A 19,135-nucleotide genomic window follows, 5' to 3' on the forward strand; every position below is an offset into this window, starting at 1 on the left:
CCGTGAAAGACACCAAGCAGATGGTGAAGTTCATCCTCGTTGGTGTTCTCACGCTCGCCTCCGCTATCGCCGCGTACATCTATCGCGACGATCAGCTGATCGTGGACCTGCTCACGGTGCCGTTGTTCACCGGCATCATCGGCTACATCACCAACTGGACCGGCGTGCTGATGCTGTTCGCACCCTTGCGTTTCTACGGCTGGCGCATCCCCGGGCTGCGCACTCTGTACGCGTTCCTGCCCCGGCGAGTACAGGTGATCCCCGCCATCACCTCCGACGGGCGATTCGGGTGGCAGGGCATCGTGCCATCACGCGCGGAGAAGATGGCCAGCATCGCCGTCGACAAGAGCCTTGCCAAGCTCGGTAGCATCTCGGACTTCTACGAGCAGCTCGAACCGGACCTCATAGCCAATCACCTTGCACTGATTGCCAAATCAGAGATTCGCAGCGTCATCACCAAGATCATGGAGCGGGAGGACCCGCAGCTGTGGCACAACCTGCCGCCGGCCCTGCGGGAGATGATGTTCAAGCGCATCGAGAATCAGCTGCCGCAGATCGTCAAGAACATGACCGATCAAATCGGCGAGAACATCGGGCAACTCGTCGACGCCAAGCTGATGATCATCCGGTACCTCACCGCTCATCCCAAGCTGCTCAACGACATATTCCGGACCATGGGGCACAAGGAACTGCAGTTCATGCAGAACTTCGGCTTCTACTTCGGCTATCCCATGGGCTTCGTACTCGTGGCGATCCTGCACTCGGTTCCGCACCACTGGTGGACTCCATGGATCGTGCTGCCGCTCGGCGGCATCATCATCGGGTACATCGTCAATTACCTCGGCATCACCATGATTTTCGAACCCGTCCATCCCAACAAGTGGGTGCCGTGGCGCCAGGGCCTGTTCATCAAGCGCAAGTCGGAGATCTCCGAGGAGTACGCGCGCACCATCTCCGAGAACGTCATCACCCTGGAAAACATCGGCAACGAGATGCTCAACGGGCCGCGGTCGGACCGCACCAGACAAATGCTGGCCGACGGCATCCGGCCGGCACTGGAGCAAGCACTCGGGCCCGCACGGCGCGCCATCCGGGTAGCCGTCGGCCGGCGCCAATACGACCAGATCACCGAATCGGTCACCATCGAGGCAACCGGCTTTGCGCCCCTTGCGTTTTCCGACCCCGAGTTCAACAAGCAACGCCAAGGCAAGATCGGCGCCTTCGTCTCGACCCAGATGCACAAGCTCTCACTCGACGATTTCAACGAGTTGCTGCGCTCGGCGGTCAAACAGGACGAGTGGTTGCTGTTCGTGCACGGTGCGGTCCTCGGCGCGGCCGGCGGCCTGGCGCACCTGCTGATCTTCCCGCCAGCGGGGTGACACGTGACCCGAATCGACCTGACAAGATGATGCCCGATGACCGATAACACGCCCGTTCCCGCGCACAACAATCGTGAGCTCCGGCCCGATCGCGTGGTCCAAGGGGTCGCGATGCTGGCCGCGAAAACCTGGTGGCGCGGGGTGAAGTGGTCGGCCGATATCGCCACCACCACCGGCACCAAGATCATCGACGATGTGCGGGCGGGCCGCTCGGCCACCGACATAGCCCTGTCGGCCACCGAGCATGTGCTGGGCGCCGTGCGCGACGCGCTGCAGCTGCCGGCCAACGATTCCGCAGGGATCACTCTCGCCAAACCGCAACGGCCCGCCCCGTCGCGGGTCACCATCGACATCACCGAGTCCGGCTCCGCCGACTGCGATGAACTGCGCCGGCGCGGTGCCGAATTGCTGCGGCGTTCAGCCGATGTCACCGACGTAGAGGACACCCATCCGGCCTACGCGCGGATTATCAATCAGCTGGCACCCGATGAGGCGCGCATCCTGCGGTTCCTGGCCGCGCACGGCGCGCAACCGGTGGTGGACGTCCGTACCAGCCGCCCGTTCGATGTCGGCTCGGAGATGATCGCCGAGGGCCTCTCGATGGTGGCCGAACGCTCCGGCTGCCGCTACACCGACCGCAACAACGCCTACACCAACAATCTGGTACGGCTCGGCCTGGTCCGGGCGTCTCCGGAATCAGTTGCTGCCGAGCGTTATCAGGTGTTGGAGGTACAACCGGACGTGGTGGCGGCCTGCCGCCGGGCGGGCCGTGCGCATAAGACCGTTCGCCGCAGCATCCACCTGACGCCGTTCGGTGAGGACTTCTGCCGGGCGGTCATCCCCTCCGATCCGTCGGTGGGCGACGACCTGTAGGCCTAGTTTCGGCTCACGTCGATGGGGTGCGTCGCCAACAGCGACAACGGCAACGGCTGACGACGCAGCACCCTTGCCCACAAGTCACCACTGACATCGGTGAGCACATCGGACGGCAGCGCGGACAACACGATCCAGTCGTCGCGCTCGACCTCACCCTCGAGCTGGCCGATCGTCCACCCCGAATAGCCCGCGAAGACCCGGATGCCCTCCACCAGCGGGGCGATGTCCTCGGGCTCGGCATCCAGATCAACCATGGCCATGCGGCCCGCCACGTGACGCAGACCCTTCACACCGTCGATGCTGACACCGGCCCGCAGGGTCGCCAGGCACAGGGCCGCATCGCGTTTGACCGGCCCGCCGATGAACATCGTCTTCGGCTTGCCGGCGAGCTTGGCCCACTGCGGCAACACGTTGTACACGGCGGTTTCGCTCGGACGGTTGAGGACCACACCCAAGGTGCCGCCGTCGTTGTGCTCCACGATGAAGATCACGCTGCGCCGAAACGTCGGCTCAAACAGATTGGTGTTGGCGACCAGCAAGGTGCCCGCCCGCAGACGGTGTGCGGGCGGCGCCATATAACCCTCGCCATATGCCTCGCCCTCATCGGGCTCGTCCCCGTGCGCCACCTGAACATCATGACACCGTTTGCCGTTTCATGACTTGTGCTCGGCCAACCGCTACACATTTGTAGTGTGGGCGTAAGCGCTCCGCCCTTTTTCCCGTAGCCCGATCCAGACATACGAAAGCGACTCACATGACTGCGCGCCACTCGCCGCTGAGCCTGTGGCACGCAATCCACGATCTCCCCGACTTCGGGCGGTTGGTCTGGGTGCGGCTGCTCACCCAGTTCAGCGATGGTCTCTTCCAGGCCGGGCTGGCCGGGGCATTGCTGTTCAACCCCGAACGCGAGGCCGAGCCGTGGGCCATCGCCGGTGCGTTCGCGGTGCTGTTCCTGCCGTACTCGGCAATCGGTCCCTTCGCCGGTGCGCTACTGGACCGCTGGGACCGGCGCACGGTGCTGATCTGTGCCAACCTGATCCGCGTACTGCTGGTGGCCCTCGTCGGTATCGAGCTGGCCTTCAGCGCCGACGACGTGGTGCTGTTGCTGGGCGCGCTGATCGTCAACGGGGTCACCAGGTTCGTGACATCGGGTCTCTCGGCGGCACTCCCCCACGTGGTGCCCCGCGACCAGGTCGCGACCATGAACTCGGTGGCCACCGCGGTGGGCGCCACCGCCACCTTCGTCGGCGCCAACTTCATGCTGATGCTGCGGGCAGTCTTCGGTGCGGGGGACTTGGGTTCTGCCACAGTCATTTTCCTGGTGATCGTGCCGACCCTCGCCGCGGCATGGGTGGCCACCGGCTTTCCGGGCGATCGACTGGGTCCCGACGACAGTGTGCGCGCCGTGCACGGCTCGGCCTTCTATGCGGTGGCCACCGGGTGGCTGCATGGTGCGCGCACCATCGTCGGCACGCCCTCGGTGTTCGACGCGCTCATCGGTCTGGCCGCCCACCGCATGGTTTTCGGCATCAACACGTTGTTGGTTCTGGTGCTGGTGCGCAACAACGCCTCGCTGTTCGCGGGGATCGGGGCCGCGGCCTTGTTCCTGGCGTGCACCGGCATCGGCTCGTTCCTGGGAACGGTCTCCACCCCTGCCTTGCTCCGGCGCTTCGGCCGTGGCCGCACCCTCGGGATGGCACTCGGCAGCGCCGTCGTGCTGCAGCTGATCGCCTCGAGTCTGTACGTACCGATCGTGCTCGTTGCCGCGTTCGGACTCGGAATGGCCGGGCAGGTGATCAAGCTGTGCGCCGACGTCGGCATGCAGACCGATGTCGATGACGCGCTGCGAGGACACGTCTTCGCCGTGCAGGACTCGCTGTTCTGGGTCACCTTCACCGGAGCGATGAGCGTGGCCGCCGCCTTCATCACGCAGTCGCACTGGCTGGCCTTCTCCGGGGCAGTGGTCTACTTGATCGGCCTGATCGTGCACATGACCCGAACTCTTTGGCCCAGCCCGGCCGAATCCAGCCAATCCGACCCGGAAGGACACGCCCGTGACCTCGACCGCTGACGCTGTCATCGATGACCTGCGCGACGAGAGCGATGAACTCGACACACTGGTAGCTCCGCTGTCCGCAGAGGGCTGGGCCCGCGACACCCCGGCCGCCGGCTGGACCATCGCCCATCAGATCGCCCATCTGCATTGGACCGACGCGCAGTCCCTGCTGGCGGTCACCGATCCCGAAGGCTTCGCCAACGAGCTGCCCAAGGCGATGGCCGATCCCTTCGGATTCGTGGACAAGGCCGCCGAGGAGACCGCCCAGACTCCCCCGGCCGAGCTGCTGGCCCACTGGCGCGATACCCGTAACCAACTGCATGCGGCGCTGCGCGCGGTGCCCGATGGTGTGAAGATCCCCTGGTACGGGCCTCCGATGAGCTCCGCCTCGATGGGCACCGCACGCCTGATGGAGACGTGGGCCCACGCCCTTGATGTCGCGGACGCGCTCGGCGTGGTCCCGGCGCCCACCGCGCGCCTGAAATCGATTGCGCACCTGGGTGTTCGGACCCGTGACTACGCGTATTCCGTGCACTCGCTGGCTGCCCCGGCTGAGCCGTTCCGCGTCGAGCTGACCGGACCCGACGGCGATACGTGGACGTGGGGCCCCGACGATGCCGCACAGCGCGTCACCGGATCGGCACTGCACTTCTGCTACCTGGTGACCCAACGGCGTCCGCGCGCCGAGCTGGATCTGCAGGCCACCGGCGCGGACGCAGAGAAGTGGCTCTCCATCGCCCAGGCCTTCGCCGGCCCGCCCGGCACCGGCCGGGGGTGAACGCCGGGGCCACCATCCGCCCGCTGTATCCCTCGGAAGCGATGTTCGCCGGGAATCGCAGCACCGTGGCGTACTCGGCGTTCGGCAGCGGCGCTCTCAAAATCGATGCTCTGACAACGGCTTTCCGCGCACTATTGGCAAGCTACCCGGTGCTTTCCGCGCAGATTGTTTCTGCTGGGCACGGGTACGCGCTGCAATACGCCGACCATCCGCCCGCACCGCAGATCGGTGCATCCACGGCTCTACCCCCGGCAGGGTTCACCATCGCCGACCCCGACGCGGTCTGTGCCATCGACGTGGCACAGACCGGCACTGACTTCCGGTTGACGCTGCTGACCCATCACAGCATCGCCGACGCGGGGGCCGCGCTGCGCTATCTGGAAGTGCTGTGCACGTATTACACCCGCGTGGTCGAGACGGGGTCGGCCGGGACCATCCGCGCGCATCCACTCGCCCTCTCCCTAGAGCAGTTCCTTGCCGCGCGCGGCTACGTCATACCCGGGGCCGGCGAGCCCCCGGCGCCGCGAGCAGAAACGGCGGTCGACGCCACGGTCGTGGTTCGGCACGGGCGCACCCGGCTCGGGCGCGAGCAGACCACCCAGTTGTTCGATGCGGCGCACGCGGCAGGCCTCACCGTGCACGGAGTCGTGTGTGCCGCGATTCTGGCGGCCGCTCATGCGCTTTCGCGGTCGCAAGGCGCGGTCACATTTGGCCTGACGTCATCGGTGGACCTGCGCACACGAACAGCGGCACCCATCACCGCGGCGCAAGGGACAGTAATCCAGGGTGCCGACACCGCGATTCTGGCTGTCGTACCCGATGACGACCCACTGCGCCTGGCTCGTGCCGTACTGGATTCTCTGGCTAGCGGCCTCGCGGATCACACTGTGCACCAGGCATTTCTGTGCCAACCGCAGCGACAGCACCCGTGCATCGAGAATCCACTCATGGTCACGAACTGGGGGCCGATACCGGCGCTGCGACTGCCGAAGGGGCTGCGCGTACACGACTTCCGCGCCACCGTCCGCGGTCGGCATATCGGGTTACGCGCCACGACACTTCCACCGAGCTTCTTCATCACCACCTGTGACGGACGGCTCAGTATCGATCATCCCGCCTGGGTTGCCGACGAGTCCGACCCCACCATCGGGTGGACGGAGGCGCTAGGGCGCGCCTTCGACCGCATTCTGCGCTGACGGGTGCGGCGGTCCGAGCGGCCGGGCGGCATCGGCAATCCCGTCGCCGTCCGCATCGGTGAGTTCGACATCCCAGCGGCCGTCACCCGTGGTGTCCGCATACACGGAGGTACCTGAATCAGTTATCCGGAAAGCTCTTTCAGCATCTCCGTCGTTGTCCGCGTCGACCAGCTGCTCGGGCTTCCCGTCCCCATCGATATCTGCTGTGCCACCGGCGTGTTCAATCCCGTCAAGACCGAACCAGCTGATGGATCCGCTTCGTTCCACGTGAAACGCCCAGGTACCCAAGCCATCATCGGTGAAGTACGTCTCCGGCCTGCCATCGTTATCCACGTCAAGGACGCTGTGGTCCGCCGAACCATCACCGTCCGCGTCCCACATCACGTCGTCGAACAATCCGTCACCGTCGAAATCCAGGCGCACCGCGTCCATGACTCCATCGCCGTCCAGATCGGCGTTGGGTGGTACGTCCCAGGCGGTGACGCTCCCGTCCCCGGTACCAAAGCAGTAATCCATACCCGATACGAGGCCGCGGCGACTCCGGGCGTTCCGCCTTCTTGGGGCATGTGGATAACCACGGAGACAGAAACTGCGCTGATACCGGTTCACATAACGTAGGAGTGGATTCGGGGGCAATCGGTTCCGTCCGTAATCTCTGACCCCGTGGATGCCCCAACACTCACGCTGCTTCTCAGTGCAGCAGCCGCCGCAGGCTGGGTCGATGCGGTGGTGGGTGGTGGCGGGCTCGTCCTCATCCCCGTGCTGATGCTCGTCTTTCCCGGGATGACTCCCGCGACCGCCCTGGGAACCAACAAACTCGCCGCGCTGGCCGGCACGTCCTCGGCCGCCGTCCGGCTCTTTCCGCGCACCCCGTTGAACTGGCGTGCGCTCCTGGGCGCATTTGTGCTCGCCGCGGCCTGTTCCAGCGCCGGCGCCTACACCGCCTCGCGGCTACCGGTATCGGTCTTCAAACCCGTGGTGCTCGTGCTGCTGGTGGCCGTCGGAGTGTTCGTCGCGACCCGTCCTCAGTTCGGCACCGCGAAGGAGGGCGCCGCGCGCACCAAGGCCACCACTGTCACCGCGCTCGCGGTCGCGGCCATCCTGATCGCGTTCTACGACGGCATCATGGGTCCGGGCACCGGAACGTTCATGATCATCACCCTGACCGCCATCGCGGGAATGACCTTCCTGGAAAGCTCGGCCACCGCCAAGGTGCTCAATTCCGGAACCAATGTCGGCGCTCTCATCGTCTTCGCGTCGCAGGGTCACGTGCTCTGGCTACTGGGCCTGTCGCTCGGTGTCGCGAACATCGCGGGAGCTCAGCTCGGCGCGCACATGGCGCTGGGTCGCGGCGCAGGATTTGTCCGCGTGGTGCTGCTGGTGGTCGTCGTGGTGATGGTGGGCAAGCTCGGCTACGACATGATCGGCTGAGCGCGCTCAGGTACGGCTCGCCCACCATTCGCGCAGCGCCTCAACCGCCTCGTCGTGATCGAGCGGTCCACGCTCCAGCCGCAGCTCCTTCAGAAACCGCCACGCCTGGCCGATGATCGGCCCGGCCGGAACGCCCAACAGCTCCATGATCTCGTTGCCGTCGAGGTCGGGCCGCACCCGCGCCAGATCCTCCTTGGCTGTCAGTTCGGCGATGCGCTCCTCAAGACCGTCATAGTTGGCCTGCAGCCGCGCCGCTCGCCGCTTGTTCCGCGTGGTGCAGTCCGCGCGCACCAGCTTGTGCAGCCGCGGCAACATCGGGCCGGCATCGGTGACATACCGGCGCACCGCCGAATCGGTCCATTTGCCATCCCCATAGCCGTGGAACCGCAAATGCAGATAGACCAGCTGCGACACATCGTCGACCATCTGCTTGGAGTACTTGAGGGCACGCATGCGCTTGCGCACCATCTTGGCCCCGACGACCTCGTGGTGGTGAAAGCTGACCCCGCCGCCGTCCTCGTGCCGGCGGGTGGCCGGCTTGCCGATGTCGTGCAGCAGCGCCGCCCACCGCAGCACCAGATCGGGGCCATCGTCTTCGAGATCGATCGCCTGCTCCAACACCGTCAGCGAGTGCCGGTAGACGTCCTTGTGCTGGTGATGCTCGTCGATGGTCAGCTGCATCTCACCGACCTCGGGCAACACCACCGCGCCGAGGCCGCTTTCCACCAACAGATCGATTCCGGCGACCGGATTGGCGCCCACGATCAGCTTGTCCAGCTCTGCCTGCACCCGTTCGGCAGTGATCCGTCCCAGCTGACCGGCCATCTCATCCAGCGCCTTCAGCACCCGGGGCGCCACTGTGAAACCCAGCTGGGAAACAAAGCGAGCCGCACGCAGCATGCGCAACGGATCGTCACCGAAGGAGATCTCCGGAGCCGACGGGGTGTCCAGCACCCCGGCGCGTAAGGCCTCCAGTCCGTTCAGCGGATCGCAGAACTCTCCCGGCCCGTCCGGCCCGATTTTCACCGCCATCGCGTTGACGGTGAAGTCCCTGCGCACCAGATCACCCTCGAGGCTGTCGCCGAACACCACCTCAGGGTTGCGCGACTGCTGGTCATAGCTGTCGCTGCGGTACGTGGTGATTTCCACCCGCTGCCCCTTGCGCACCACGCCGAGGGTGCCGAAGGCGATACCCGCATCCCAGATGGCCTCGGCCCAGCCGGCCACCAATTCCTGCACCTGCTCGGGGCGGGCATCGGTGGTGAAGTCCAGATCGGTGCCCAACTTGCCCAACAAGGCGTCACGGACGGTACCGCCCACCAGATACAGGTCAAAGCCTGCCGAATCGAAGAGTGCACCCAGCTCCGACAGCATATTCTTGTGCCGGTTCAGGGTCACTGCGGCGGTGGCCAGCAGCTCGGCGGACGGTATCGATTCGGGCACGTCGGGCAGCCTACCGGCGCGTATCACGGGGGCTCTCAGTAGCGGGAACTACTATCACATGGGTGTCTGACTCCTCCGGCGGTTCCCGCACGGGTGGGTCGTCGGATGAACCCGGCTCGAACCCCGCCTCAGCGCGCGGCAGGGGGTCGCGACGCGGTCGGCGCAACCGATCGCAGGGCCGGGCGCAAGGCGCTGGCACTCCGGCGGCCTCCCCTGCCGCGGGCGCTCCTCACGCAACCAACGGAACCGGTGCTGCGGGTGCAAAGGGCCGCGGGCGCGGGCGCCCGAAGGGTGGCGCCGCAGGAACCTCGTTACGTACCGTCCGTGAGACCTCCGCCGGTGGCCTGGTCATCGCAGGCATCGACGGCCCCAAGGACGGCCAGGTGGCCGCCCTCATCGGGCGGACGGACCGGCGTGGCCGAATGCTGTGGTCGCTGCCCAAGGGCCATATCGAACAGGGCGAGACGGCGGAACAGACCGCCATCCGGGAGGTCGCCGAGGAGACCGGTATCCGCGGAAGCGTGCTGGCCGCACTCGGCAGCATCGACTACTGGTTCGTCACCGAGGGGCGACGCGTACACAAGACCGTCCACCACTATCTGATGCGCTCGCTGGGCGGAGAGCTCTCCGATGACGATGTCGAAGTCACCGAGGTCGCCTGGGTCCCCCTCGAGGAACTGCCCACCCGGCTGGCGTACGCCGATGAGCGGCGGCTGGCCCAAGTGGCCGGCGACCTCATCGACAAACTGCACACCGACGGGCCCGAATCGCTGCCCCCCTTGCCTCCGTCCACCCCGAGACGCCGCCCGCAGACGCACTCCAGCACCCACAGGACACCGGGCCGACGAACCGGGCGTGGACCACAGCAATGACTCGAATCACGCTTCGCAACGCGACGCGTGTGGCGGCGGTACTTGCCGTCCTCGCACTTGTCCTGCTGGGTGCTCCTTGGGCCGCACCCCGCGCCCACGCCTATCGGGACGGGCAGTTCCTCAAGGTTGTCCTTGACGAGGTCACCCCGCAGACCGTCACCACCGTCGATTCAACCGTGACGGTGCGGGGAACGGTGGTCAACGTCGGCGATCGCCCGGTGACCGACGTGGTCGTTCGGCTGGAGCGCGCCGAGGCCGTCGCGACCAGCGCCGAGTTACGCGCCAATCTTCACGGCCGCCACGATCAGTACCAGCCGATCGGTGATTTCGTCACTCTCGCAGGCACTCTCGAGCAGGGCCAGCAGCGTCCCTTCACGCTCGCCTTCCCGCTGCGCGGCGGCACCGGACCAACCTGGAACATCTCCACGCCCGGGGTGTATCCCGCCCTGGTGAACGTCAACGGCACCCCCGACTACGGGGCGGCTGCCCGGCTCGATGACGCGCGCTTCCTGCTGCCGGTTCTCGGAGTTCCGCCCCCCGCCGGTGCCGCCGCCGAACCCGAGGTCGCACCCGACACCTCTCGCCCCGTGGGTCTGACGCTGTTGTGGCCGTTGGCCGACCGCCCGCGGCTGGCACCCGGTCAGCCCGGTGGGCCGGCGCCGGTGCGGCTGCTCGACGATCAGCTCGAACGCTCCCTGTCACCCGGAGGCCGGTTGGACGCGCTGCTGGGAGCCCTGGAGTTCGCGACCGAGGCGGTCGTCGATCCCAAGGCAGACTTGGCCCGCACGGTCTGCCTGGCCGTCGACCCCGATCTGCTGGTAACCGTCAACGAGATGACACTCGGTTACCAGGTCCTCGACAATTCGGCTGATCCCGCCGGTCCGGTGCACCCCGGCACCGGGCAGGGACTCGCGGCCGCCTGGCTCGACAGGCTGCGGGCGTTGGCCAAGCGCACCTGCGTCACACCGCTGCCCTACGCACAGGCCGGACTGGATGCTGTTGCTCAGATGGCCGATGAGGGTCTGGCCCATCAGGCCACCACCGGCACCGCAGATGTGCTCGACCAGATTCTAGGAATCAACAGCCTGCGCGGTGCCACCCTCCTCGGCGACGGTCATCTCTCGAAGGCGGGCATAGGTCTGCTCACCGGGCAGGGCCCCACCGTCGCGGTGTCAGCCCTGCCCGCGGATCAGGAGACTCCGCCCGACTTCAACCCGCGCCGGGTGTCCGACACCGTCGTGGCGGCACCCTTCGACCCATCGGTGGGCGCCGCGCTGAGCGCCGCCGGACGCACCCCCACCACGCCCGAGTACGTGCCCCGGTCACTTCGCTTTACCCTGCAACATGATTCGCGCGTAGCGCGGATGCAGGACGCGCTCGGAGCGATGGCCTGGCAGGCGCTGACACCCCAGCAGACTCCCCGCCAGACGATTCTGCTGCCGGACGCCACCTGGGACCTGTCCGACGGCGAGGCCCGCGCCATCCTTTCCACCACGTCCACGCTTCTGCACGCCGGACTCGCGATACCGCGCCCGCTGCCGACCGTCATCGGCGAGGCGCGCGCCAGTGCCCAGCCCAACCCGGTGGACACCGCGTTCGGGGTGGATTCGCCGGGCGCCGTGGACGATGGGGTGTCGCTCGGGCTGGGCGACGAGGTACGGCGGCTGTGGGGCCTCACCGCAGCGCTGACCGTGGACGCCCGCACCGGACTCACCGGTGTTCAGTACACCGAACCGTTACGCCAGGACGCCCTGCGCGCGGTGAGCCAAAGCGTTCCACCCGATGCTCGCGACGACACGGCGCAGGAACGGCTCTCGGCCATCCGCCACACGGTCGGTGACCTGTTCAACGCTGTCACCGTCGTCAATCCGGGTGGCTCCTACACGTTGGCCACCGAACACAGCCCGCTACCGCTGGTGCTGCGCAACGAGCTTCCGGTGCCCATCCGGGTCGCTCTGCGCGTCGAAACGCCGGCCGGTATGAGTGCCACAGATGTTGGCGTACAAGAGATTCCGCCCGGCTTCCTGCCGGTGAAGGTGCCCGTGGAGGTCAATGTCTCCCAGCGCATGGCTGTCGACGTAACGCTGCACACCCCTGATGGTCTGCCCCTGGGTGACCCGGTACGCCTGTCGGTGCACTCCAACGCGTATGGGAAACCGCTGTTCTTCATCACCATCGGCGCGGCCACGGTGCTCTTCGCGCTGACGGGCCGGCGCCTGTGGCATCGCTTCCGCGGCCAACCCGACCGCGCCGATCTCGACCGCGAGGATGAGGTTTCCGCCGGCGGGAGGGGCAGCCAGTGGCAGCCGTGAGAAAGCCGCTGGACCCGCTACCCGATCCGGAATCCGACGACACGATCGAAGAGCTCTCGGATGCGGCCGTCGTAGCGCATTCCGGCTCGATGGCGGTGGCCACCCTGGTCAGCCGGATCACCGGATTCATCAAGCTGTTGTTGATCACCGCGGCGCTCGGTGCCGCGTCCGCCAGTGCATTCTCGACCGCCAACCAGCTGCCCAACATCATTGCCGCGCTGGTGCTCGAGGCCACCTTCACCGCCATATTCATCCCCGTGCTCACGCGCGCCGAGCGGGAGGATGCCGACGGCGGTCAGGCATTCATGCGCAAGCTGCTGACCATCGCCACATCGGTGTTGGTGGTGGCGACGGTGCTGTCGGTGCTGGCTGCGCCATTGCTGGCCGCGCTGATGCTCGGCGATGACCCCAAGGTGAGCACGCCGCTGACCACCGCGCTGGCGTACCTACTGCTCCCGCAGATCCTGTTCTACGGACTGTCCTCGGTATTCATGGCAATCCTGAACACCCGCAATGTGTTCGGACCACCCGCGTGGGCTCCGGTGTGGAACAACGTCGTCGCGATCGCCGCGCTGATTCTGTTCTGGCTGATGCCCGGGGAACTCACCCTCGATCCGACCCGGATGAGCGATCCCAAACTCCTGGTGCTGGGCATAGGCACCACGCTCGGCGTGGTCACCCAGGCCACGGTGCTGATTCCCGCCATTCGTCGTCAGGGGATCCCCCTGCGCCCCCTGTGGGGAGTCGATGACCGGCTCAAGCAGTTCGCCGGTATGGCCGCGGCCATGTTCGCGTACGTCGCCATCAGCCAGCTGGGGTTCGTCATCACCAACCGGATCGCCGCCGGCGCAGCCGATTCCGGTCCCATCATCTACAACCAGACCTGGATGATCCTGCAGCTGCCCTACGGGGTGGTCGGTGTGACCATCCTGACCGCGATCATGCCGCGGCTCAGCCGCAACGCCGCTGCCGAGGACACCTCCGCGGTGGTGGGCGACATATCCCTGGCCACGCGGCTGACGATGGTCGTCCTGATCCCGGTCGTTGCGGTGATGACCGTCGCCGGTCCGGCGATGGGTCCGGCGCTGTCCGCATACGGGCACTTCACCCTCGGTGACGCCCACTACCTCGGGCTCTCAATCTCGCTTTCTTCCTTCACTCTCATCGCGTATGCCCTTGTACTGCTTCAGCTTCGGGTGTTCTATGCACGCCATGAGGCGTGGACACCCACGCTGATAGTCATCGTGATCACCACGGTGAAGATTGTCTGCTCGGTGATCGCCTCGCACCTCACCGACGATCCCAGCCTGGTCGCCGGTTATCTCGGTGCCGCCAACGGACTCGGGTTCGTGGCGGGCGCCGTGTGTGGGTATCTGCTGTTGCGCCGAAGCATCGGGCGCGCGGCCGGGCCGCTGATCGGCCCGGGCGTGGTCCGTACGGTGCTGATCGCCCTCGCCGCCTCGGGTACCGCGGCGGCCGTCGGCCTGGGGATCGACCGAGGGTTCGACCTTGATCTGCTCACCCAGGCAGGCGGCGGCCTCGGTTCGATTCTGCGGCTGGTCATCCTCGGCACCGTGATGCTCACCGTCACCTTCGCGGCCATGGTGGCGGTCAAGCTTCCCGAGGCACTGAGCATCGTCGCGCTGCTACAGCGCCGCCTGGGCAGCCGGCTCGGCATCGGCATCCAAGATCACGCTTCGGTCATGGGCAACTCCCCACCGCCATCCCTGCCGTACCCTGATTCGGGTGATCGAGTCGGCGGCGGCGACGCTGTCGGCCTGACAACCGCAAACAAATCAGTGCACGGGGGCGGCGCTGATACGAGAAAGGGCAGGGCAGTGACAGACACCCCGGGGTCATCGACCCGGTCTGTTTCCACCGAGTCCCCCTCCGGGGGCGCAGTCCCCACCTCCGTGATGCCGGGTGCCAGCATCGCGGACGGCCGTTACCGTCTGCTCACCTCGCACGGGGGCCCGGACGGGCTGCAGTTCTGGCAGGCCACCGATACCGAGCTGAATCGCCCGGTAGCGCTCACCATCATCGACGGCGCCACCTTCACCTCCGATCAGGTGCAGGACATCCTGTCGAATACCCTGCGGCTCAGTAAGATTGGGTCCTCTGGCCTCGCGCGCGTGCTGGACGCCGTACGCGAAGGAACCGGCGGCATCATCGTCGCGCAGTGGGTCCGCGGCGGTTCGCTGCGCGAAGTTGCCGACACCGAACCCTCCGCCGTAGGCGCCAGCCGGGCGGTTCGATCCCTGGCCGAGGCCGCCGATGCTGCTTTCGAGGCCGGGTCGGCGCTGAGCATCGACCACCCCGATCGCGTACGCATCAGCATCGACGGCGACGCCGTGCTCGCGTTCCCCGCCACACTCTCCTCGGCCAGCGCCGACGAGGACGTCCATGGCCTCGGCGCCACCCTGTACGCACTCACCACCCGCCGCTGGCCGCTGGCCGAAACCGGTCAGCCAAGTGGGCTACCCGGCGCCAACCGCGCGCCCGACGGTCGCCCCGTTGAGCCACGAGTCATCGTCCCGACCATCCCCGCCGAGATCTCGGATGTGGCCTCCCGCGCGCTCAGCGATGATCCCGGTTCTGCCGCGGACCTGCTCGACGGCCTGGAATCGGCCATCGCGAGCGTCGATCACACCACCATGTTGGAGCCTGCCGCCGCAGCACCCACGCAGTCGTTCAGCATCGGTCGCCCCCAGGGTTTCCAGGATTCCGGGGACCCCACGGACGATGACGACTACGACGAGGACGAGGACCCCGAAGAAGCGGCCCGACACCGGAAGATCTTCCTGATCGGGCTCGGCGTGGTCGGTGTCCTGGTCATCTCGCTGTGCATCGCGCTGGGCGTCTGGGTCACGCGGATCTTCGGCGATGTCGGCCCGTTGGACAAGATCAACATCGGTATCGGATTACCCACCCAGTCCGCCAACGGTGACGCCGCCAAGCCCGGTAGCCCGGCCAAGATCGTGCAGGCGACCGTGTTCCCTCCAGGCCCGGACGCCGACCAACCCGGCAAGGCGAATCTGGCGGTGGACGGCAACGCTTCCACGTCATGGTCGACCGACACCTACACCGACGCCGATCCCTTCCCGGCGCTCTTCAAGCCAGGGGTTGGCCTACTACTCGATCTGCAGTCCGCCAGCGCTCTGAGCAGCGTCACGATTGAATCTCACAGTGTCGGAACACAAGTACAGATCCGTTCTGCCGACTCGGCCACACCCGGCTCCTTCAACGACACCAAGGAGATCTCCGCTACCACGACGTTGCAGCCCGGCAAAACAACGATTCCCATCACCAGCAGTTCGCAGGTCTCTCATGTGCTGGTGTGGATCAACAAGCTGGGTTCCACCAACGGTGATCACCATGCGGAGATCGGCGAAATCACTGTCACGACTGCTTCCTAGCTGCGGGATCGCCTGACAGTCGAGCGGTTACCGAACGGCTTTCAGTATCGCTCCACAATTTTCACCCCTATATTTTTCGCGGTAGTTGAAACCCGATGGCAACCTCAGAATTACTCACTGAGCTGCGGTTCATGTCGTTCAGTTACGCATATCGCCGTTACAGGTTGTTGAAAGTTGTATAACAGTTTGCTGTGGGGTGATCCTGTGGTCGACGCCACCCCCCGTTTTTGATTACTGTGCGCGTGTGGGCATGGTTCAGGGGGTTCTCACGACTCCTCAACACTCGGACGCCGAGCTGTTGGCTGCCCACGTCGCCGGCGACCCTTCCGCTTTCGAGCAGCTATTCCGCCGTCATCACCGCCGCCTCTACCGGCTCGCTCGGGCCACCAGCCGCACGCCCGAAGACGCCGCCGATGCATTGCAGGAAGCGATGCTGTCGGCGCATCGTGGTGCCGCCAATTTCCGCAATGACGCCGCGGTCACCAGCTGGCTGTACCGCATTGTCGTGAACGCCTGTCTCGATCGTCTGCGCCGTACCAAGACACACAACCCGATCGAACTCGAAGAGGACGTCTACACCCTCGAGGACCCCTCGACCAACGTCGACACCTCGATCGTCATCCAGAAGGCCTTGCTCAGGCTGCCTGCCGAGCAGCGCGCCGCGGTCATCGCCGTCGACATGCACGGATACTCGGTGGCCGACGCCGCTGAGCTGCTCGGTGTGCCCGAGGGCACGGTGAAGAGCCGCTGCGCCCGAGCCCGCGCACGCCTGGCCGTCGCCCTGCACTATCTCGACAAGGCCGGCTCCGTCGAACCGGAAACCATCGACTACTAACCGTGTGCCGCCGTGTCACAATCCGCCTACGAATTGGGCAACAGGCGTGGCCAGCGGTAGCTGGGTACGGGAACAATGAATTCACATGGTCAACAATCCGCCGGACACCGCCGATGGCGAAGGTAACCTCGACAAGGTGAACCTCGCCGAGGTACCGCTGTCACTTGAGGTCCTGGCCGACCTGCACGCCGGCGTCTACGACGCAGGCGATGCCGACGTACTTCGGCAACGGGCAGACCAGGATCCGGACGCGCGCACGACACTGGCCGCCCTCGACCATGTACGTGCCGACCTGGTGGCGTGGATGGAAAGCCCCGCCCCCGATGTGCCCGCGGCCGTCGTCGACGGCATCGTTGCCGCATTGCACGCCGAGTCAGCGAAATCGACGTTGCCCGTGGTAGCTGCGGATGCCGTCCGGCCCGCGGACCCGCGCCTTAACCTGGTGACCGGCCCCGTCCCCCTGGACCATCGCCGGCGCCCCGCGGCAAAGCGCCGCTGGCTCGCATTCTCGGGCGCGGGGTTGGCCGCGGCCGCCTGTATCGCGGTGGCCATCACCGTGGTCGCGCAGAACAACCAGCGCACCTCTGAGACCACCGCCACCGTCGCGGGCCCGTCGTTGTCGCAGTACATCGCGCCCAAAACCGCTGCGCCCATGGCGCCGGAATTGCCGCCGCAGAGTGCCCTGGGCCAGACCGCCTTCCCGATTTCTGGCAACGAGATCACCGCACTCGTCGGCCGCACCCCCACATTCGGCACCCTCGAGGACCCCGCTCTGCGCGCGTCCTGCCTCGCCGGCCTCGGCTTCCCGGCCTCAACGCCCGTGCTCGGAGCGCAGACCCTGGACGTCGACGGCCCCGCGGTGTTGATGGTGCTGCCCGCCGAACGCCCGGGTGAACTGTTGGCGGTGGCCGTCCGGCCCGGTTGCAGCCAGTCCGATCCTCAGCGGGTGGCACAGACCCGAATCGGCGCGTCACCCGGCCGCTAGAAGGCCGGACCGCGCCCGTATCTCCCACCGCCCGCCCGCGGTATCTCCCACCGCCCGCCCGGTGCGGAACATCCCGCTCTAGGCTGTTGTTTCAGCACTCGCATGGCCTTTGTCTCCAACAGGCACTCAGATCGGATCAGAAGGGAACCGCATGTCGGAGGTTGTATCGACCGAGTCCGAATCGGACATCCATGAGCTCATCATCATCGGCTCAGGACCCGCTGGATACACCGCGGCGGTCTACGCAGCCCGCGCCCAGCTGAAGCCGATCGTTTTCGAGGGTACCCAGTTCGGCGGGGCACTCATGACCACCACCGAGGTCGAGAACTACCCGGGTTTCCGCGAGGGCATCATGGGTCCCGACCTGATGGACCAGATGCGTGAGCAGGCCATTCGCTTCGGTGCCGACCTGCGCACCGAGGATGTCGATGAGGTCTCCCTGCGGGGCCCTGTGAAGACTGTCACGGTCGGTGGCGAGGTCTTCCGTTCCCGCGCGGTGATCTTGGCCATGGGCGCCGCTCCGCGGTATCTGGGGGTACCGGGCGAGGACACCTTGCTGGGCCGGGGCGTGAGCTCCTGTGCCACCTGCGACGGTTTCTTCTTCAAGGATCAGGACATCGCCGTCATCGGCGGCGGCGATTCCGCGATGGAAGAAGCGACTTTCCTCACACGGTTTGCCCGCAGCGTGACACTCATCCATCGCCGCGACGAGTTCCGCGCATCCAAGATCATGCTCGAGCGCGCGTACGCGGACCCCAAGATCAACGTCCTGACCAACACCAAGATCCTCGGGGTCGAGGGCACCGACTCGGTGATCGGGCTCAAGCTCGAGAACACCGTGACCGGGGAAGCCTCGCAGCTGCCCGTCACCGGGATGTTCGTCGCCGTCGGGCACGATCCCCGTAGCGAACTCGTCAAGGATGTCGTCGACGTCGATTCAGACGGGTACGTACTGGTGCGCGACAGAAGCACCTACACCTCACTGGAAGGCGTGTTCGCTGCGGGTGACCTCGTTGACCGAACCTATCGGCAAGCCGTCACCGCCGCCGGAAGTGGTTGTGCCGCAGCCATCGACGCCGAGCGCTGGCTCGCCGAGACGGCGCATTCCCAGACCCTCGTCGAGGCCTAGCCTCACCGCCACCCATCACAAGGAGAACCCATGAGCGACCACGCGACCGTTACCGTCACCGACGACTCCTTCCAGCAGGATGTCGTCTCCAGCAATAAGCCCGTGCTGGTGGATTTCTGGGCGACCTGGTGCGGACCCTGCAAGATGGTGGCCCCCGTGCTGGAGGAGATCGCCAAGGACCATGGCGAAACGCTCACCATCGCCAAGCTCGATGTGGATGCCAACCCGGAGACCGCACGCGCCTTCCAGGTGACGTCGATCCCCACCCTGATTCTCTTCCAGAACGGTGAGGCAACCAAGCGGATCGTCGGCGCCAAGAGCAAGTCGGCGTTGCTGCGTGAGCTGGACGGGGTCGTCTGACCGGTTCGACACCGGTCGGTTGACTCGGCCGGGAGTTTCTCTCATCGCCTAGGCATCTGAGACAATA

At 66.3% G+C, this 19,135-nt stretch carries 16 protein-coding genes; 13 read left to right on the top strand and 3 right to left on the bottom strand.

Features of this window, described 5'->3' with window-relative positions; all coding sequences use genetic code 11:
- The first annotated feature begins 2 nt into the window (after positions 1-2).
- On the top strand, positions 3-1,379 hold the full coding sequence (locus HBA99_RS24530) for a DUF445 domain-containing protein (RefSeq protein ID WP_030097666.1): 1,377 nt from the start codon (positions 3-5) through the stop codon (positions 1,377-1,379).
- Positions 1,380-1,415: 36 nt separating this feature from the next.
- Entirely contained in the window at positions 1,416-2,252 is an 837-nt protein-coding gene (locus tag HBA99_RS24535; protein ID WP_030097667.1) for a DUF4393 domain-containing protein, read from the top strand.
- A gap of 2 nt (positions 2,253-2,254) precedes the next feature.
- Here HBA99_RS24535 and HBA99_RS24540 read toward each other — a convergent pair whose 3' ends face one another.
- Positions 2,255-2,881: a YqgE/AlgH family protein gene (locus HBA99_RS24540; protein WP_057968868.1), complete on the bottom strand. Its 627-nt coding sequence runs from the start codon at positions 2,879-2,881 to the stop codon at positions 2,255-2,257.
- A 128-nt stretch (positions 2,882-3,009) separates the two neighbouring features.
- Between HBA99_RS24540 and HBA99_RS24545 the strand changes: the two genes are divergently transcribed.
- Genes HBA99_RS24545 through HBA99_RS24555 form a run of 3 tightly spaced genes read left to right on the top strand, consistent with a single transcriptional unit; the run spans position 3,010 to position 6,285 of the window.
- Positions 3,010-4,326, top strand: coding sequence for an MFS transporter (locus tag HBA99_RS24545; RefSeq protein WP_030097669.1), 1,317 nt, complete (start codon positions 3,010-3,012; stop codon positions 4,324-4,326).
- On the top strand, positions 4,310-5,089 hold the full coding sequence (locus HBA99_RS24550) for a TIGR03084 family metal-binding protein (RefSeq protein WP_070951769.1): 780 nt from the start codon (positions 4,310-4,312) through the stop codon (positions 5,087-5,089). The genes HBA99_RS24545 and HBA99_RS24550 overlap by 17 nt, the downstream gene beginning before the upstream one ends.
- Positions 5,086-6,285, top strand: coding sequence for a phthiocerol/phthiodiolone dimycocerosyl transferase family protein (locus HBA99_RS24555; protein ID WP_420063457.1), 1,200 nt, complete (start codon positions 5,086-5,088; stop codon positions 6,283-6,285). Before HBA99_RS24550 ends, HBA99_RS24555 begins: the two co-directional genes overlap by 4 nt.
- Here the strand turns inward: HBA99_RS24555 and HBA99_RS24560 are convergent.
- Positions 6,253-6,801 (bottom strand): pullulanase, encoded by a 549-nt coding sequence (locus HBA99_RS24560; protein ID WP_070923941.1) that lies wholly within the window; start codon positions 6,799-6,801, stop codon positions 6,253-6,255. The two genes, HBA99_RS24555 and HBA99_RS24560, sit on opposite strands and share 33 nt — an antisense overlap.
- A gap of 168 nt (positions 6,802-6,969) precedes the next feature.
- Between HBA99_RS24560 and HBA99_RS24565 the strand changes: the two genes are divergently transcribed.
- The gene (locus HBA99_RS24565) at positions 6,970-7,716 is read left to right on the top strand and encodes a TSUP family transporter (protein ID WP_057968888.1); all 747 of its coding nucleotides are present in this window, start codon (positions 6,970-6,972) and stop codon (positions 7,714-7,716) included.
- A gap of 6 nt (positions 7,717-7,722) precedes the next feature.
- Here HBA99_RS24565 and HBA99_RS24570 read toward each other — a convergent pair whose 3' ends face one another.
- Positions 7,723-9,159: a CCA tRNA nucleotidyltransferase gene (locus HBA99_RS24570; RefSeq protein ID WP_070950931.1), complete on the bottom strand. Its 1,437-nt coding sequence runs from the start codon at positions 9,157-9,159 to the stop codon at positions 7,723-7,725.
- Positions 9,160-9,221: 62 nt separating this feature from the next.
- Here HBA99_RS24570 and HBA99_RS24575 point away from each other — a divergent pair, with 62 nt between their 5' ends.
- The 7 genes from HBA99_RS24575 (at position 9,222) to trxA (ending at position 19,068) form a co-directional block, all read left to right on the top strand.
- A complete protein-coding gene (locus HBA99_RS24575) occupies positions 9,222-10,031 on the top strand; it encodes an NUDIX hydrolase (RefSeq protein WP_075908450.1) in 810 nt (269 codons plus the stop codon).
- Complete coding sequence (locus HBA99_RS24580; protein ID WP_070951768.1) at positions 10,028-12,343, top strand: DUF6049 family protein; 2,316 nt, start codon at positions 10,028-10,030, stop codon at positions 12,341-12,343. The genes HBA99_RS24575 and HBA99_RS24580 overlap by 4 nt, the downstream gene beginning before the upstream one ends.
- Positions 12,331-15,759, top strand: coding sequence for a murein biosynthesis integral membrane protein MurJ (locus tag HBA99_RS24585; RefSeq protein ID WP_081347658.1), 3,429 nt, complete (start codon positions 12,331-12,333; stop codon positions 15,757-15,759). Before HBA99_RS24580 ends, HBA99_RS24585 begins: the two co-directional genes overlap by 13 nt.
- Before the next feature lie 250 nt (positions 15,760-16,009).
- Positions 16,010-16,594, top strand: coding sequence for an RNA polymerase sigma factor SigM (gene sigM, locus HBA99_RS24590; protein WP_030097678.1), 585 nt, complete (start codon positions 16,010-16,012; stop codon positions 16,592-16,594).
- 85 nt (positions 16,595-16,679) lie between these two features.
- The gene (locus HBA99_RS24595) at positions 16,680-17,579 is read left to right on the top strand and encodes a hypothetical protein (protein ID WP_070951767.1); all 900 of its coding nucleotides are present in this window, start codon (positions 16,680-16,682) and stop codon (positions 17,577-17,579) included.
- Positions 17,580-17,730: 151 nt separating this feature from the next.
- The gene (gene trxB, locus HBA99_RS24600) at positions 17,731-18,708 is read left to right on the top strand and encodes a thioredoxin-disulfide reductase (protein WP_030097680.1); all 978 of its coding nucleotides are present in this window, start codon (positions 17,731-17,733) and stop codon (positions 18,706-18,708) included.
- A 30-nt stretch (positions 18,709-18,738) separates the two neighbouring features.
- Positions 18,739-19,068, top strand: a complete 330-nt coding sequence (gene trxA / locus HBA99_RS24605) for a thioredoxin (protein WP_030097681.1) — start codon at positions 18,739-18,741, stop codon at positions 19,066-19,068.
- Positions 19,069-19,135: the final 67 nt, after the last annotated feature.

The sequence above is a fragment of the Mycobacteroides chelonae genome (assembly GCF_016767715.1).
Lineage (GTDB): Bacteria > Actinomycetota > Actinomycetes > Mycobacteriales > Mycobacteriaceae > Mycobacterium > Mycobacterium gwanakae.